We start from the raw sequence: 14,424 nt of genomic DNA, 5'->3' as shown, positions 1-14,424 counted from the left end.
ATGGAACAAGGGCAACGCTGGTCGGGGAATATGCCAGAAGGCGCTCGGGTTGTGTCCCTTGATGCGATGGGCGGCATCGAACCGTCTACGCACATGAACCAGGAGGATCCGACGACCACCACACTGATGGCTCCGGCGCACATGTCGCATCCCGAGCAGATCGGCGATGCGGAGTGGGTTGAACCGTCCGAGGAACTGCAGGGCACCGCGGTGTTCGACGCGACCGGCGACCGGACGGCCATGCCGTCCTGGGATGAGTTGGTGCGCCAGCATGCCGACCGGGTCTACCGACTGGCCTACCGGTTGTCGGGTAGCCAGCAGGACGCCGAGGACCTCACTCAGGAGACGTTCATCAGGGTGTTCCGCTCCGTGCAGAACTATCAGCCCGGCACGTTCGAGGGCTGGTTGCACCGCATCACCACGAACTTGTTCCTCGATATGGTCCGTCGTCGCGGCCGCATCCGTATGGAAGCGCTTCCCGAGGACTACGACCGGGTGCCGTCCGACGAGCCCAACCCCGAGCAGATCTACCACGACTCGCGGCTGGGGCCGGATTTGCAGGCTGCACTCGATTCGCTGGCACCGGAATTCCGTGCCGCAGTGGTCCTGTGCGATATCGAAGGTCTGTCCTACGAGGAGATCGGCGCGACGCTCGGCGTCAAGCTGGGAACCGTGCGTAGCCGCATCCACCGTGGTCGGCAGGCGCTTCGTGACTATCTCGCAGCCCATTCCGGCGTGCGGGCGATGTCCGACTTCACCGCCGAATCCGCCTAGCCCTGCTTGCGCCGGCTGCCGGGCAAAGTGACCGTCATGTCATGTCGTATGGCGCTGCGCGCGCTACATTCGACCTAGCGGTGCGCAAATTCGACGCAACCGAGAGGAGCGCAGTGATGGTCGACCGTGGACACATGTTCCGTCGAGCGTTCTCCTGGCTTCCTTCTCAGTTCGCTTCCCAAAGCGACGCACCCGTTGGTGCACCCCGGCAATTTCGCTCGACCGAGCATCTGTCCACTGAGGCGATCGCCGCCTACGTCGACGGCGAGTTACGGATGAATGCCCATCTACGCGCGGCGCATCATTTGTCGCTGTGCGCGGAGTGTGCGTCCGAGGTCGAGGGGCAGGCTCAGGCCCGTACCGCGCTGCGTGACTCGCTGCCGATCAGCATGCCGAGCAGCCTGCTGGGGCTGTTATCGCAGATCCCGCAGTCGGCCCCGGATGAGCCGGTGGGGCCACACCGCGGGAGCCGCCCCGGCGGCGACATCGAGTCGGGACTCGCCGATCAGTTAGCTGACGGCACAGACCGTGACCGGCGAAAGCGCCGGTAGGGTGGATGTGAAGTCGAGCAGCGTCGTGCTCGGTCCCATCGCGCGCGCTCGCGGCTGAGCGCTTGGATAGAGGTTGAACTTGAGCCCCAATCAGGACAACTCCGGCAGCAGCCCCCGCCTGGCTCCTCGTCCGGTCTCGCGACCCGCGGTCGACCCGGCGGCCACCCGTACTTTTGGGCGCCCCACGGGTGTCGACGGCTCGTTTGTTGCCGAGGAGCTGCGCCCGGCCAAGTTCCGCGGCGAAGTCGAGTTCCAACCCAAGGACCACCCGCCCGACCCGGTGCTCGGTGAGGCGTTTGGGCGGCCGCCGGGTACCGGCGACTCGTTGCAGCGCCACCCCGCCGACGCAGGCGCGCTCGAGGCGGGCGCCGACGAATCCGACGAGGCCGACGATCCCTGGCGGGATCCAGCCGCGGCTGCCGGACTGGGGACACCGGCGCTTCAGCAGGCCGCACCCGTTGTCGCGGCCGGGCCCACGGGCAAGCTGGGCGTGCGGGAAGTGCTCTTTGGTGGCCGGGTGTCCTATGTCTCGCTGGCCGTGCTTGGCATCATCGCGCTGATCATCGGTTTCGCCGGCGGATGGGTGGGGCGTAAGACGGCCGAGGTCGTCGAAGCCTTCACCACGTCCAAGGTGTCGCTGGCCACCAACAGCACCGGCGAGGTTCCGCCGGGCCGGTTCGCCAAGGTCGCGGCTTCGGTTGCCGACTCCGTCGTCACCATTGAGGCGGTCAGTGACGAAGAGGGTGCCCAGGGTTCTGGCGTCGTCGTCGACGGCCGCGGCTACATCGTCACCAACAACCACGTCATCTCCGACGCCGCGAACAACCCGAGCAAGTTCAAGATCTCGGTGGTCTTCAACGACGGCAAGTCGGTCCCGGCCAACCTCGTCGGCCGCGACCCGAAGACCGACCTGGCCGTGCTCAAGGTGGATAACGTCAACAACTTGACGGTGGCCCGGTTCGGTGACTCCGACAAGGTTCACGTCGGCGACGAGGTGATCGCCGCCGGCGCCCCGCTGGGTCTACGCAGCACCGTCACCCACGGCATCATCAGTGCGCTGCACCGGCCCATCCCGCTGTCGGGTGAGGGCTCCGACACCGACACCGTCATCGACGCCATCCAAACCGACGCCTCGATCAACCACGGCAACTCCGGCGGCCCGCTGATCAACATGGAATCCGAAGTGATCGGCATCAACACCGCCGGAAAGTCGTTGTCCGACAGTGCAAGTGGCCTCGGGTTCGCGATTCCGGTCAACGAGGTCAAAGCGACCGTCGAGGCGTTGATCAAGGACGGCAAGGTCTCGCACCCGACACTGGGACTGTCGGCGCGCTCGGTCAGTAACGACCTCGCGCAGGGCGCTCAGGTGGCCAATGTGAAAGCCGGGAGCCCGGCTGAGAAGGCCGGCATCCTCGAGAACGACATCGTCGTGAAGGTCGGCAACCGCACGGTCGCCGACGCTGACGAATTCGCGGTCGCGATACGCCAGCTCAAGATTGGGCAGGATGCGCCGATCGAAGTCATCCGCGACGGCCGCAAGGTCACGCTGACGGTGAACCCCGCGCCGGACAACTGACGCGATGTTCGCCAACGTCGGGTGGGGCGAGATGCTCCTGCTGGTGGTCATCGGGCTGGTCATCCTCGGGCCGGAACGGCTGCCGGGCGCCATCCGGTGGACCTCCAGCACGCTGCGGCAGGCCCGGGACTACATCAGCGGGGCGACCAGCCAGCTCCGGGATGATCTGGGGCCTGAGTTCGAGGACTTTCGCCAGCCGCTGAGCGAGCTGCAGAAGCTGCGGGGCATGACACCGCGGGCCGCGCTGACCAAACACCTGCTCGACGGTGACGACTCGTGGATCGGCGAGGCGTTCCAGGCTCCGGGCGCCGAGAAGCCACATAGCGCTCCGCCGCCGCAACCGGCGCCGCCCAGATCAGAGCCGTTGCCGCCCGGCACACCCGCGCCGTTCGACGCGGACGCGACTTAGCGTCGCTTAGCCGTGGCGGGTGGTGTCCAAGCCCAGCGACATCCCAGCCAGTCCGCGCCGCCGCGCCGCCAGCTTGTCGGCGACGCCGCGCAGTTCCTTGCCGGCCGCTGAATCGGGCGCCGAGAGCACCAGCGGTACCCCGGAATCGCCCGCCGACACCAGCGCCGGGTCCAGCGGCACCTGGCCCAGCAGCGGTACGTCGGCACCCACAGCCCGGGTGAGCCGCTCGGCGACCTGGCGGCCGCCACCCTCGCCGAAGATCTGCATCGTCGTGCCGTCGGGCATCAGCAGCCCGGACATGTTCTCCACCACGCCGACGATGCGCTGCCGGGTCTGCAGTGCGATCGCACCGGCGCGTTCAGCCACCTCGGCGGCCGCGAGCTGCGGGGTCGTCACCACCAGGATCTCGGCGCCGGGAACCAGCTGGGCCACTGAGATCGCGACGTCACCGGTGCCCGGCGGCAGATCCAGCAGCAGCACATCGAGATCGCCCCAGTACACGTCGGCCAGGAACTGTTGCAGCGCACGGTGCAGCATCGGCCCGCGCCACACCACCGGCGCGTTGCCCTGGGTGAACTGGGCGATCGAGATCACCTTCACGTCGTGGGCGACCGGCGGCAGGATCATCGACTCCACCTGCGTTGGCCGCTCGTCGGTGCCCATCATCCGGGGCACCGAGTGGCCATAGATGTCGGCGTCGAGCACCCCGACCGACAGGCCGCGCGCGGCCAGCGCCGCGGCGAGGTTGACCGTCACGCTGGACTTGCCGACCCCGCCCTTGCCGGACGCCACGGCGTACACCCGGGTCAGCGAACCGGGCTGGGCGAATGGGATCACCGGTTCGGCGGCGTCGCCGCGCAGCTGTTTACGCAGTTCGGTGCGCTGCTCGTCGTTCATCACGTCCAGCGCCACGGTCACTGCCGCGGTGCCGGGCACGTCGGCGACGGCCTGGGTCACCCGCTCGCTGATCTCGGCCTTCTTCGGACACGCGGACGTGGTCAGGTAGATCTCGACGTGCACGGCGCCGTCGTCGGCGACGCCGATGCTCTTGACCATGTTGAGCTCGGTGATCGGCTTGCGCAGCTCAGGGTCGATCACCTTGGCCAGCGCCGAACGCACCTGGGATTGCAGTTCGGAATTATGTTCGGACATCAGCGCCGAGTGTAGGTCCTGCGACGGGCGGTGCGTTTCGGCGGCCGATCATGACGGTCGCCAGCACCAGAAGACCGATGACGACGAGGGTGATCACGGTGTTGACCCCGTTGGCGGTATCGACCGAGAGGGTCTCGATCACCAGCAGGCGGATGACGACCTCAAGCAGTAGACCGATGCCCCACATCGCCGAGAGCCGAACGTGGATCCGCCGACGGTGTGTGGCGTCTGCAGTACTCGGGCCATCTCCGGCGGCCCGGAATCGATCCCCGACGACTTGCGTCAACGGAGTGCCGACCACGCAGCTGCCCAGGAAAATCAACCCGCCCAGGCCGTTGACGAAGGTGTTGCCGACGAGGACCAGCTTGGGGTCCGTGGTGGACAGCCCAACGGCCAGGCTCAGCCCGAATGTCATCAGCAGGTAGACGGCGAATGGGTCCAGCCGTCGGACTTTAACCGCGCTATAGAGCACTCGCAGTCCCGAGAGCACGGTGGCAGATAGCAGTGCGAGGTACTCGGACATCCCCAGCGCGCGCAGGCCGTAATACGCCGCCAACGGGGGTGCGACGTCGACCAGGACCGTCTGAAATAGCGGTCGCATCGACTGACGCTGTCCCGGGCCGCGTTCGGTCACAACAGCTCACGCTAACGGCTTTGACTGTCCGGCGGCTGTGCTGGCCGACGCTGCGGCCCGGCGGCGAGCGCGCTCCTGGGGTGAGCTTCGAGAAGCTAGCTGGCCGGCCCGGGCAGCGCGCCGTGAACGGCAGGCAGCGGGGCCACTGGAGCCTCCGGGGCGAGCTCGGGTGCCGGCTGCGGGGGCGGCAACGCCCAGGGCGGCTGCCACGGCGGCGGAGCTTCGGGCAGGGCCTCGGCTGTCACCGGTGGTGGTGGAGCTTGGGTGCCCAGGCAGATCACCTGGCAGGGCAGCCCCGGCAGCGCGCTTGCCGGTCCCGGCAGCGGGCCCAGCGCCAGCGATCCGGCTGTCTCGGAGTTGCCGAGATTGATCAGCGGCACCTGGGTGAGCGGATCGGTGGACGGCAGGCCGATCGCATTGAGCGGCAAGCCAGGGCCCAAACCTTCCGGGTTCTCCAGGTGCGCATCACCGATGGCCGGTGCCGGTCCGACGATCGGCGGCAGATTCACCGGCTCGACGCCGGTGGCGTAGGCGGCGGCCCAACCCAGCACGTTCTGGGCGTAGGCCATCGAGTTGTTGTACCGCAGGATTGCGGTCAGCACCTGCGACTGATTGCGCAGGTTCAGGCCGCCGCTGCACAGGTAGCGAGCCGCGGCCAGCGCCGCGTCGTAGACGTTCTGCGGGTCGGCCTTACCGTCGCCGTCGCCGTCTGCGGCGTAGCGCGACCAGGTGCCCGGCAGGAACTGCATGGGTCCCATCGCTCGGGCGTAGACGGGCCGCCCGGCCTGGACGGTCTGGACGATGACCTCGTTGCCGGACAGGCTTCCGTCCAGCGTCGGGCCGTAAATCGGGTTGATCGCGGTGCCTCGCGAGTCGGTGGCACCGCCGTTGGCGTGCCCGGACTCGATGCGGCCAATGCCCGCCAGCAGGTTCCAGCTCAGTCCGCAGCCGGGCGCGGTCGAGGCCATCGCCTGCTCGGCGTTGCGGTAGGCGGCCAGCGCCACCGCCGGGATCCGCATGGATCCTGGGGAACTGACCACGATGGCCGGCGGGGGCACCGACGGCGTTGCCGCGGCGAAGTGAAAGTTGGTTGGCTGCTTGGCCAGCGCGACGACGGTTACACCCGAGGTGTCGGTCTGCGGCGAGACCGCCGCCAGCGGGGTGACCTCGGTGCCGACGACCGGCGGATGCGGAAAATCGGGGGCCGCGCCAACGGCGCCGGCAAGGACGACAGGAGTGAGTACAGCAATTCCGAACGCAGGTTTCCGCACCATCCGGGTGACGCGGTTTCCTATGCCCACTCGTCCGTCCTCAACAAAGAAAGCATGCCCCTGTGAACGAAGTCACCATACATACCTTTGTGACCCCAGTGGTATCCATTGGTCACCTTGGTTACGAGCTGGCCTCGTCGATTGTCGCTCTGATTTTCTTGGGCTTGTCCTTTTTGACCCTGGCCCCGTTATCGGCTTGCAGTGATTCCAGCAACTCGCGCAGCTCTTCGAGCTCGCGGCGCAGGTAATCGCGGGTGGCCACCTCGCCGACCGCCAACCGCAGCGATGCGAGCTCACGGGCCAGGAATTCGGTGTCGGCCTTCGTCTGCTCGGAGCGCCGGCGGTCTTCCTCGAGCGAGACCCGGTCCCGGTTCTCCTGCCGGTTCTGCGCCAGCAGGATCAGCGGCGCCGCGTAGGCGGCCTGGGTGGAGAACGCCAGGTTCAGCAAGATGAACGGATAGGGGTCCCACTGCCAGCGCACCGCGAACAGGTTCAGGGCGATCCAGACGATGACGAGGATCGTCTGCCAGGCCAGATAGCGCCCGGTGCCCAGGAAGCGGGCGATCGACTCGCTGAACCGGCCGACCGCCTCGGGGTCGAGGTTGAAAACCGGCCGCCGCGAGGTGCGGGGGGTGTCGAGCCGCTGACGCGGGTCGCTCATAACGTCCCCTCTGCGCTGGTCGCCTGGTGGGACGGCTGCGGATCCTCGAAGCTCTCCCGCCAGTCGTCGGGCAGCAGATGGTCGAGCACATCGTCGACAGACACCGCGCCCAACAGGTGGCTCTGCTCGTCGACGACCGGACCGCAGACCAAGTTGTAGGCGGCGAAGTACCGCGTCACCCCGGTCAGCGAGGTGCCGGGGGCCAGGCTCGGCAGATCGGAGTCGACGATGCCGCTGACCAGGTTGGCTGGCGGTTCACGCAGCAGTGCCTGTAGGTGCACACAGCCCAGGTAGCGGCCGGTGGGGGTGGCTGTCGGCGGGCGTACGACAAACACCAGCGACGCGAGCGCCGGCGTCAGATCGGGATCACGCACCCGCGCCAGCGCCTCAGCGACCGTGGTGTCCGGTGCGAGCACCACCGGATCGGAGGTCATCAGACCACCCGCCGTGTCGGGTGAGTGGCTCAACAACCGTCGGACCGGTTCGGAGTCCTCGGGATCCATTCGGCGCAGCAGCACCTCGGCCTCGGTCGGATTCAGCACACCGAGCAGGTCGGCCGCGTCATCGGGTTCCATGGCCTCCAGCACGTCGGCTGCCCGCTCGGTGTCCAGCTGGAACAGCAGCATGCTCTGGTAGTCCTCGGGTAGTTCCTGAAGGATGTCGGCCAGCCGCTCGTCATCGAGTGCGTTGATCACCTCGGTGCGGCGTTTGTCCGGTAGATCGCGGATCGCATCGGCCACCTCGATCGGACGTCGGCCTTCGAACTGGTGCAGCAGCTGGGCCACCCCCTGGCCGGGCATCGCCAGCGCGGACGGGGTCAGGCCGGCCACGTTGTCCCAGTCCACCACCTGGACCGTCGAACGCCGGCCCAGCCGACGCAGACTGCGCACCGCCACGCGGGTGACCACCCAATCCCGGACCCGGCTCTGCTCGATGCCCAGATCGACGACGATCACGTCCACGCCGGCGATCTGCGGCAACTCGGGGTCGTTAACCCGGACCCTGCTGTCCAGAACCTGGCCGAGCACCAGGACCTCGCCGGGGCGCTGCGAGAAACGGCGCAGCGACACATTGCCGGTGTTGAGTGTGACCGCATTCGGCTCGATGGCAGTGACCCGCAGGATGGGAACGAAAATCCTTCGCCGGGTGAGCAATTCGACCACCAGGCCGAGAACACGCGGTTGGTGGCGGACGATGCTCATACTGATCACGACGTCACGAACCCGGCCGAGGGATTCTCCGTCCGGCCCGAGCACGACCAGCCCGGCCAGTCGCGCCGCATAGACCCTGTTCATCGACGCCATGACTCAAAGGGTAGGAGTGTAAGCGTGGAGAACGCCTACCGACCCCGTCGAACGTGCCTGTCAGTTCCGGGCAGCAATCTCAAGATGATCGAGAAGGCCAAGGGTCTTCCTGCCGACGAAGTGTTCCTCGACCTGGAGGACGCGGTGGCACCAGATGCCAAGGCGCAGGCCCGCACACAGGTGGGTGCGGCGCTGGCAAGCCCGGGTTGGGCGGGCCAGTTGCGCGGTGTGCGGGTCAACGACTGGACCACACCGTGGACGCATGCCGATGTGATCGATGTGGTTTCCGCGGTCGCGTCCGCGCGCGACGGCCACCTTGACGTGATCGTGTTGCCGAAGGTGACCGACGCCAGCCACGTCCATGCACTGGATCTGTTGCTGACCCAGCTGGAGCTGACGCACGGATTGCCGCTCGGGCAGATCGGGATCGATGCGCAGATCGAAGATGCCAAGGGGCTGACCAACATCGACGCGATTGCGGCTTCGCCACGGGTTCAGGCGCTGGTGCTCGGTCCGGCCGATCTGATGGCCAGCCTCAACATGCGCACCCTGGTGGTGGGCGAGCAGCCCGAGGGCTACGACGTCGGCGATGCCTACCACCACGTGCTGATGACCATCCTGGTGGCGGCGCGCGCGCACGGGCTCGCGGCGGTCGACGGACCGTATCTGAAGGTGCGTGACGTGGCGGCGTTCCGGCGGGTGGCCGGGCGCGCCGCGGCGCTGGGGTACGACGGCAAATGGGTGCTGCACCCCGATCAGATCGCGGCGGGCAATGAGATCTTCAGTCCCCGCCAAGCCGAATACGACCGTGCTGAGCTGATTCTCGAAGCGTATGACTGGCATACCTCGAAGGCTGGTGGTGCCCGTGGCGCGGTGATGCTCGGCGACGAGATGATCGACGAAGCCAGCCGCAAGATGGCGCTGGTGATCGCAGGCAAGGGGCGGGCGGCCGGTATGACGCGCGACGGCGAGCGGTTTGTGCCGCCCGCCTAGGCGCGGCTACGTCGCGTACGACGCGGAGTTGGCGGCCATGATGATGAAGAACAGGACATAGAGCACGCCGCCGGCTATGACGAGGCCACCGACGATCGTGCCGGCGAGCGCGAGTCCGTAGCCGTCCTGGCCGGTGCGCTTGGTTTCGCGCATCGCGATGATCCCAAGAATGAGCCCGGCGATCGCGGGAAAGCAGCACGCTAGACCGGCCACCGAGCTCACCAGCGCGGCAATGGCCTTGCCGTTGGTGCCCGGCGGTTTGGTGGGCCGGTACGGATCGTAGGGATCTGCGGGGTAACCGCAGTATCCCGGCGGAGGGTAGCCCGGCGGCGGGTATCCAAAACCGGTCGGAGGCGGATACGGCGACGGGTATACCGGCGGCGGCTGCTGTGGGTAGTGCGCCGGATAGTCGACCGGGGTGTAGGGATCGGTGGGCGGCGGTGTGCCTTCGGGGAGTGGGGGATTGGTCATCGGGTCAGCTCCACACGAAGCTCAACCAGATGATGTTGAGGACCACCGTTGCGGCGCCCACCACGATCCCCGCGACCGCCAGGCCGTAGCCGCCCTCACGGGATTGCTTGATCTGGTTGAGGGCAATGACGCCGAGCACGATTCCGACGATTGCGCCGATGCCGCACAACACGCCCACGACAGAGGCCACCAGCGACGAGATCGCCAAGGTGTTGGTTCCCGGTTGTGCAGCCGGATACCCGTAACCGCCCGGGACGGGTGCCCCGCCGTATTGCGGAGGCGGCGGCGGATAGGTCGCTGCGCCTTGCGGACCCGGGTAGCCCGGGTAGTACGGTGCCGGCTCGGAATAGCCTGGTGCCCCGTAACCCCCGGGGGCCGGCGGCGGATAGCTGGGCGCGGGGTAGCCCGACGGCGGTGGGTACACGCTCGGGGCTTCGTAGGCAGGCGGGGACGGCTCGTACCCCGACGGAGCGGCCTCACCGCCGGCAGGCGGTGTGCTGTGCTCGATCGCCGGCGCTTCGTAGGTCCCTTCCGAAGGGCTCTGATCGGCCGCGTTCTGCGCCTTTTCGCCGGAGTCGCCGCCGGAAGCTGTCATGCTGATCAACCTAGCGTATGTGCAGGTGGCCCGAGACTGACTCGTCGTGGGGCACCATCGCCTGCCGCGGCACGTTGAGCAGGCATAGGACCGCCTGCCGCGGGCAGGCACGACGCGACAAACGGCGCGCACGACAGGAGAATGAGCAGATATGACCAGCCCCTTCCCGCCCGGTCAGAACCCCGGCGGAGCGTCCGCCGGGTCCCGTCGCGGTCCGGTGAGCCTGCCGACCCCGCCCAAGGGCTGGCCGATCGGTTCCTATCCCACCTACGCCGAGGCCCAAAAGGCCGTCGACTATCTGTCCGACGAGCAGTTCCCCGTGCAACAGGTGACCATCGTCGGTGTCGATTTGATGCAGGTCGAGCGGGTCACGGGCCGGCTGTCCTGGCCCAAAGTGCTCGGCGGCGGGGTGATCACCGGCGCCTGGCTGGGCATCTTCATCGGCCTGGTGCTGGGGTTCTTCAGCCCTAACCCGTGGGCATCGCTGATCACCGGTGTGGTCGCAGGCGTGATCTTCGGACTGATCACATCAGCTGTTCCATATGCGATGGCCCGTGGCACAAGGGATTTCAGTTCGACCATGCAGTTGGTGGCGGGCCGATACGACGTGCTGTGTGATCCGCAGAGCGCCGAGAAGGCGCGGGACATGCTGGCGCGCTTGACGATTTAGACCCGCCAATCGTGACCCGCGTCGTCGCCCAGGGGGTCACGATTTCGAGGCACACGGCGTGGGAGTGTTGCGTATCACGCCGCAGGGGTTCTACGGTTTGGCCGCGGGGTAATGCCCTGTCGTGATGCACCGTGCCCCGAAACGGGGACAGTTGCGTCACGAGTCGAGAACACGGGAGGCGGTTGCTGATGGCTTGCCAAGGCACACGCGCTCGGCGGGTGGGTGCGGCCGCGATCGCCGCTCTGACATGCGCATCGGTGGTGTCCTCATGCGGCTCCGGTGACCATGGCGTCGTTGTCAGCTTTTACACACCGGCCAGCGAGACGGCGACTTTTACAGCCGTCGCCAAACGTTGCAACGACGAACTCGGCGGCCGGTTTCGCATTGAACAACGCAGCCTGCCCAAGGCTGCCGACGACCAGCGGCTGCAACTAGCGCGCAGGCTGACCGGTAACGACCGGACGCTCGATCTGATGGCACTGGACGTGGTGTGGACCGCGGAGTTCGCCGAGGCCGGTTGGGCATTGCCATTGTCCGACGATCCTGCCGGGCAGGCCGAGGCGGACGCGACGGAGAACACCCTGCCCGGTCCGCTGGAAACGGCGAAGTGGCAGAATAAGCTGTTCGCAGCACCGGTCACGACCAACACCCAATTACTTTGGTACCGAGCGGATTTGGTTGCGCCGCCACCGGACACCTGGGACGGTATGGTGGCCGAAGCTACCCGGCTGCACGCCGAGGGTAAACCCAGCTGGATAGCCGTGCAGGCGAAGCAATACGAAGGCCTGGTCGTGTGGTTCAACACTTTGCTGGAAAGTGCTGGGGGACAGGTTCTTTCCGAGGATGGCAAACAGGTCACCTTGACTGACACCCCTGAGCACCGGGCGGCGACCGTCAAGGCGCTCCAGATCATCAAAGCGGTGGCGACCGCGCCGGGCGCCGACCCGTCGGTCACCCAGACCGACGAGGGCACCGCACGACTGGCCCTCGAGCAGGGCAAAGCAGCGCTGGAGGTCAACTGGCCGTTCGTTTTCGCCTCGATGCTGGAGAACGCGGTCAAGGGTGGTGTGCCGTTCCTGCCGCTCAACGACAAGCCGGAACTCGCGGGCAGCATCAACGATGCCGGCACCTTCTCGCCAACCGACGACCAATTCACGGTCGCCTTCGATGCGTCCAAAGAGGTGTTTGGGTTCGCGCCGTACCCGGGAGTGATCCCGGGCCAGCCCACCCGCGTCACCCTGGGTGGGCTGAATATTGCGGTGGCCAAGACCACCCGTCATCCGGTTGAGGCGTTCGAAGCCGTCCGTTGCATTCGGAATCTGGAGAACCAGAAATACACCTCGATCGAGGGCGGCCTGCCCGCGGTACGCACTTCGCTGTACTCGGACCCGGAGTTCCAGAAGAAGTATCCGCAGTACGCGATCATCCGCGATCAGCTGACAACCGCGGCGGTGCGCCCGGCGACGCCGAACTATCAGGCGGTGTCAACCCGCATCTCGGCCACGCTGGCCCCGATCACCCAGATCGATCCGGAGAAGACCGCGGATGAGCTCACTGCGCAGGTGCAGAAGGCGATCGATGGGAAGGGGCTGATCCCATGACGGCCGCGACACCCCGCCCCGCGCCGACTGCTGCGGCCCGCAGCGACGACCGCCGGTCCCAACGCAGGCTTGCCTATCTGCTGATCACCCCGGCCGTCGTGCTGATGCTGGCGGTGACCGCATACCCGATCGTGTACGCCCTGTGGCTGAGCCTGCAGCGCTACAACCTCGCCAGCCCGGCCGACACGAAGTTCATCTGGTTCGAGAATTACCAGACCATCTTGAGCGACAAGTACTGGTGGACGGCGTTCGTCGTCACGTTGGTCATCACGGTGATCTCGGTGGCCATCGAGTTCGTCCTGGGCATGGCGCTAGCACTTGTCATGCACCGCACCATTTTCGGCAAAGGGCTGGTGCGCACCGCGATCCTGATTCCGTACGGCATCGTCACCGTCGCCGCCTCGTACAGCTGGTATTACGCCTGGACGCCGGGCACCGGGTACCTTGCCAATCTGCTTCCTGACGGCAGCGCGCCACTGACGCAACAGATTCCGTCGCTGGCCATCATCATCCTTGCCGAGGTCTGGAAGACCACACCGTTCATGGCGCTGTTGTTGCTCGCCGGTTTGGCACTGGTGCCCGAGGATCTGCTCAAGGCCGCCCAGGTAGACGGGGCCGGCCCCTGGACGCGACTGATCAAGGTGACGCTGCCGTTGATCAAGCCGGCGATCCTGGTGGCGCTGGTGTTCCGCACGCTTGACGCGTTCCGCATCTTCGACAATATCTATGTGCTCACCGCCGGTGCCAACGACACCGCCTCGGTGTCGATCCTGGGCTACGACAACCTGTTCAAGGCCTTCAACATCGGGCTGGGCTCGGCGATCAGCGTGCTGGTATTCGGATCGGTGGCTGTCATCGCGTTCATCTACATCAAGCTGTTCGGCGCATCGGCGCCGGGCACGGACAACGAGGTGCGCTAGATGTCTGAGCGGGTTGGCGCCCGGCGGGCGGCGAGCTGGGTCATCATTGATGCCCTTGTGGTGGTCTACGCGCTCTTCCCGGTGTTGTGGATCCTGAGCCTGTCACTCAAGCCCACGTCAACCGTCAAGGACGGCAAGCTGATCCCGTCGCAGATCACCTTCGACAATTACAAGGGCATCTTCAAGGGCGACGCATTCAGCTCCGCGCTGATCAACTCGATCGGCATCGGCCTCATCACCACGGTGATCGCGGTCGTCATCGGCGGGATGGCGGCCTACGCCGTAGCCCGGCTGGAGTTCACGGGCAAGAAGGCGCTCATCGGGGCGGCACTGCTGATCGCGATGTTCCCCCAGATCTCACTGGTGACGCCACTGTTCAACATTGAACGCCGGCTCGGATTGTTCGACACCTGGCCGGGGCTGATCATCCCCTACATCACGTTCGCGCTGCCACTGGCGATTTATACCCTGTCGGCGTTCTTCCGGGAGATCCCTTGGGATCTGGAGAAGGCCGCCAAGATGGATGGCGCGACACCGGCTCAAGCGTTCCGCCGGGTGATCGCACCACTGGCTGCGCCGGGCATCGTGACGGCGGCCATCCTGGTGTTCATCTTCGCCTGGAACGACTTGCTGCTGGCGCTGTCGCTGACGGCCACCAACGCCGCGATCACCGCGCCGGTGGCCATTGCGAACTTCACCGGCAGCTCGCAATTCGAGGAGCCGACCGGCTCGATCGCCGCGGGCGCGATGGTGATCACGGTGCCGATCATCGTGTTCGTTCTCATCTTCCAACGACGGATCGTCGCCGGGCTGACGTCCGGCGCGGTGAAGGGGTAGCGAGG

16 protein-coding genes are annotated in these 14,424 nt (G+C 66.6%); 9 read left to right on the top strand and 7 right to left on the bottom strand.

From position 1 onward, the window contains the following. The first annotated feature begins 66 nt into the window (after positions 1-66). From sigE to tatB, 4 genes are all read left to right on the top strand, one after another. A complete protein-coding gene (gene sigE / locus G6N38_RS04090; RefSeq protein ID WP_246227949.1) occupies positions 67-774 on the top strand; it encodes an RNA polymerase sigma factor SigE in 708 nt (235 codons plus the stop codon). Positions 775-890: 116 nt separating this feature from the next. Next, a complete protein-coding gene (gene rseA / locus G6N38_RS04085) occupies positions 891-1,325 on the top strand; it encodes an anti-sigma E factor RseA (protein WP_163746369.1) in 435 nt (144 codons plus the stop codon). A gap of 79 nt (positions 1,326-1,404) precedes the next feature. Beyond that, complete coding sequence (gene htrA, locus G6N38_RS04080; RefSeq protein ID WP_163746368.1) at positions 1,405-2,901, top strand: serine protease HtrA; 1,497 nt, start codon at positions 1,405-1,407, stop codon at positions 2,899-2,901. 4 nt (positions 2,902-2,905) lie between these two features. Continuing rightward, a complete protein-coding gene (tatB, locus tag G6N38_RS04075) occupies positions 2,906-3,310 on the top strand; it encodes a Sec-independent protein translocase protein TatB (protein ID WP_163746367.1) in 405 nt (134 codons plus the stop codon). A gap of 6 nt (positions 3,311-3,316) precedes the next feature. On the opposite strand, the gene G6N38_RS04070 is transcribed toward tatB, so the two are convergent. The 5 genes from G6N38_RS04070 to G6N38_RS04050 all read right to left on the bottom strand — a co-directional run bounded on the left by G6N38_RS04070 (position 3,317) and on the right by G6N38_RS04050 (position 8,332). After that, positions 3,317-4,462 (bottom strand): Mrp/NBP35 family ATP-binding protein, encoded by a 1,146-nt coding sequence (locus G6N38_RS04070; RefSeq protein WP_163746366.1) that lies wholly within the window; start codon positions 4,460-4,462, stop codon positions 3,317-3,319. Then, positions 4,449-5,096, bottom strand: coding sequence for a VC0807 family protein (locus G6N38_RS04065; RefSeq protein WP_163746365.1), 648 nt, complete (start codon positions 5,094-5,096; stop codon positions 4,449-4,451). Before G6N38_RS04065 ends, G6N38_RS04070 begins: the two co-directional genes overlap by 14 nt. A 95-nt stretch (positions 5,097-5,191) precedes the next feature. Then, positions 5,192-6,370: a lytic transglycosylase domain-containing protein gene (locus G6N38_RS04060; protein WP_163751787.1), complete on the bottom strand. Its 1,179-nt coding sequence runs from the start codon at positions 6,368-6,370 to the stop codon at positions 5,192-5,194. Between the two features lie 118 nt (positions 6,371-6,488). Further along, entirely contained in the window at positions 6,489-7,028 is a 540-nt protein-coding gene (locus tag G6N38_RS04055; RefSeq protein ID WP_163746364.1) for a DUF1003 domain-containing protein, read from the bottom strand. Further along, positions 7,025-8,332: a magnesium transporter MgtE N-terminal domain-containing protein gene (locus tag G6N38_RS04050; protein WP_163746363.1), complete on the bottom strand. Its 1,308-nt coding sequence runs from the start codon at positions 8,330-8,332 to the stop codon at positions 7,025-7,027. Before G6N38_RS04050 ends, G6N38_RS04055 begins: the two co-directional genes overlap by 4 nt. Before the next feature lie 24 nt (positions 8,333-8,356). On the opposite strand from G6N38_RS04050, the gene G6N38_RS04045 reads away from it, so the two are divergent. After that, on the top strand, positions 8,357-9,325 hold the full coding sequence (locus G6N38_RS04045; protein ID WP_163746362.1) for an HpcH/HpaI aldolase/citrate lyase family protein: 969 nt from the start codon (positions 8,357-8,359) through the stop codon (positions 9,323-9,325). Positions 9,326-9,331: 6 nt separating this feature from the next. On the opposite strand, the gene G6N38_RS04040 is transcribed toward G6N38_RS04045, so the two are convergent. Together G6N38_RS04040 and G6N38_RS04035 are read right to left on the bottom strand one after the other, a co-directional pair. After that, positions 9,332-9,796, bottom strand: a complete 465-nt coding sequence (locus G6N38_RS04040) for a DUF4190 domain-containing protein (protein WP_163746361.1) — start codon at positions 9,794-9,796, stop codon at positions 9,332-9,334. A 4-nt stretch (positions 9,797-9,800) separates the two neighbouring features. Beyond that, positions 9,801-10,391: a DUF4190 domain-containing protein gene (locus G6N38_RS04035; protein WP_163746360.1), complete on the bottom strand. Its 591-nt coding sequence runs from the start codon at positions 10,389-10,391 to the stop codon at positions 9,801-9,803. Between the two features lie 151 nt (positions 10,392-10,542). On the opposite strand from G6N38_RS04035, the gene G6N38_RS04030 reads away from it, so the two are divergent. The 4 genes from G6N38_RS04030 to G6N38_RS04015 all read left to right on the top strand — a co-directional run bounded on the left by G6N38_RS04030 (position 10,543) and on the right by G6N38_RS04015 (position 14,419). Beyond that, positions 10,543-11,061 (top strand): general stress protein, encoded by a 519-nt coding sequence (locus tag G6N38_RS04030; protein WP_163746359.1) that lies wholly within the window; start codon positions 10,543-10,545, stop codon positions 11,059-11,061. Between the two features lie 188 nt (positions 11,062-11,249). Continuing rightward, complete coding sequence (locus G6N38_RS04025) at positions 11,250-12,662, top strand: ABC transporter substrate-binding protein (RefSeq protein ID WP_163746358.1); 1,413 nt, start codon at positions 11,250-11,252, stop codon at positions 12,660-12,662. After that, a complete protein-coding gene (locus G6N38_RS04020) occupies positions 12,659-13,582 on the top strand; it encodes a carbohydrate ABC transporter permease (protein WP_163746357.1) in 924 nt (307 codons plus the stop codon). Before G6N38_RS04025 ends, G6N38_RS04020 begins: the two co-directional genes overlap by 4 nt. Then, the gene (locus G6N38_RS04015; protein ID WP_163746356.1) at positions 13,583-14,419 is read left to right on the top strand and encodes a carbohydrate ABC transporter permease; all 837 of its coding nucleotides are present in this window, start codon (positions 13,583-13,585) and stop codon (positions 14,417-14,419) included. Positions 14,420-14,424 lie beyond the last annotated feature (5 nt).

Origin of the sequence: Mycolicibacterium helvum (assembly GCF_010731895.1) — a bacterium.
GTDB lineage: Bacteria > Actinomycetota > Actinomycetes > Mycobacteriales > Mycobacteriaceae > Mycobacterium > Mycobacterium helvum.
The sequence above is the reverse complement of the archived record's forward strand: the minus strand, read 5'-3'. Positions and strand labels throughout refer to the sequence as shown.

What these genes read in the sequence shown, in the direction of transcription:
- sigE (WP_246227949.1), top strand. Translation starts at nt 67, where the DNA reads ATGGGCGGCATCGAACCGTCTACGCACATGAACCAGGAGGATCCGACG.
- rseA (WP_163746369.1), top strand. Translation starts at nt 891, where the DNA reads ATGGTCGACCGTGGACACATGTTCCGTCGAGCGTTCTCCTGGCTTCCT.
- tatB (WP_163746367.1), top strand. Translation starts at nt 2,906, where the DNA reads ATGTTCGCCAACGTCGGGTGGGGCGAGATGCTCCTGCTGGTGGTCATC.
- G6N38_RS04070 (WP_163746366.1), bottom strand. Translation starts at nt 4,462, where the DNA reads ATGTCCGAACATAATTCCGAACTGCAATCCCAGGTGCGTTCGGCGCTG.
- G6N38_RS04060 (WP_163751787.1), bottom strand. Translation starts at nt 6,370, where the DNA reads ATGGTGCGGAAACCTGCGTTCGGAATTGCTGTACTCACTCCTGTCGTC.
- G6N38_RS04055 (WP_163746364.1), bottom strand. Translation starts at nt 7,028, where the DNA reads ATGAGCGACCCGCGTCAGCGGCTCGACACCCCCCGCACCTCGCGGCGG.
- G6N38_RS04050 (WP_163746363.1), bottom strand. Translation starts at nt 8,332, where the DNA reads ATGGCGTCGATGAACAGGGTCTATGCGGCGCGACTGGCCGGGCTGGTC.
- G6N38_RS04040 (WP_163746361.1), bottom strand. Translation starts at nt 9,796, where the DNA reads ATGACCAATCCCCCACTCCCCGAAGGCACACCGCCGCCCACCGATCCC.
- G6N38_RS04035 (WP_163746360.1), bottom strand. Translation starts at nt 10,391, where the DNA reads ATGACAGCTTCCGGCGGCGACTCCGGCGAAAAGGCGCAGAACGCGGCC.
- G6N38_RS04030 (WP_163746359.1), top strand. Translation starts at nt 10,543, where the DNA reads ATGACCAGCCCCTTCCCGCCCGGTCAGAACCCCGGCGGAGCGTCCGCC.
- G6N38_RS04025 (WP_163746358.1), top strand. Translation starts at nt 11,250, where the DNA reads ATGGCTTGCCAAGGCACACGCGCTCGGCGGGTGGGTGCGGCCGCGATC.
- G6N38_RS04020 (WP_163746357.1), top strand. Translation starts at nt 12,659, where the DNA reads ATGACGGCCGCGACACCCCGCCCCGCGCCGACTGCTGCGGCCCGCAGC.
- G6N38_RS04015 (WP_163746356.1), top strand. Translation starts at nt 13,583, where the DNA reads ATGTCTGAGCGGGTTGGCGCCCGGCGGGCGGCGAGCTGGGTCATCATT.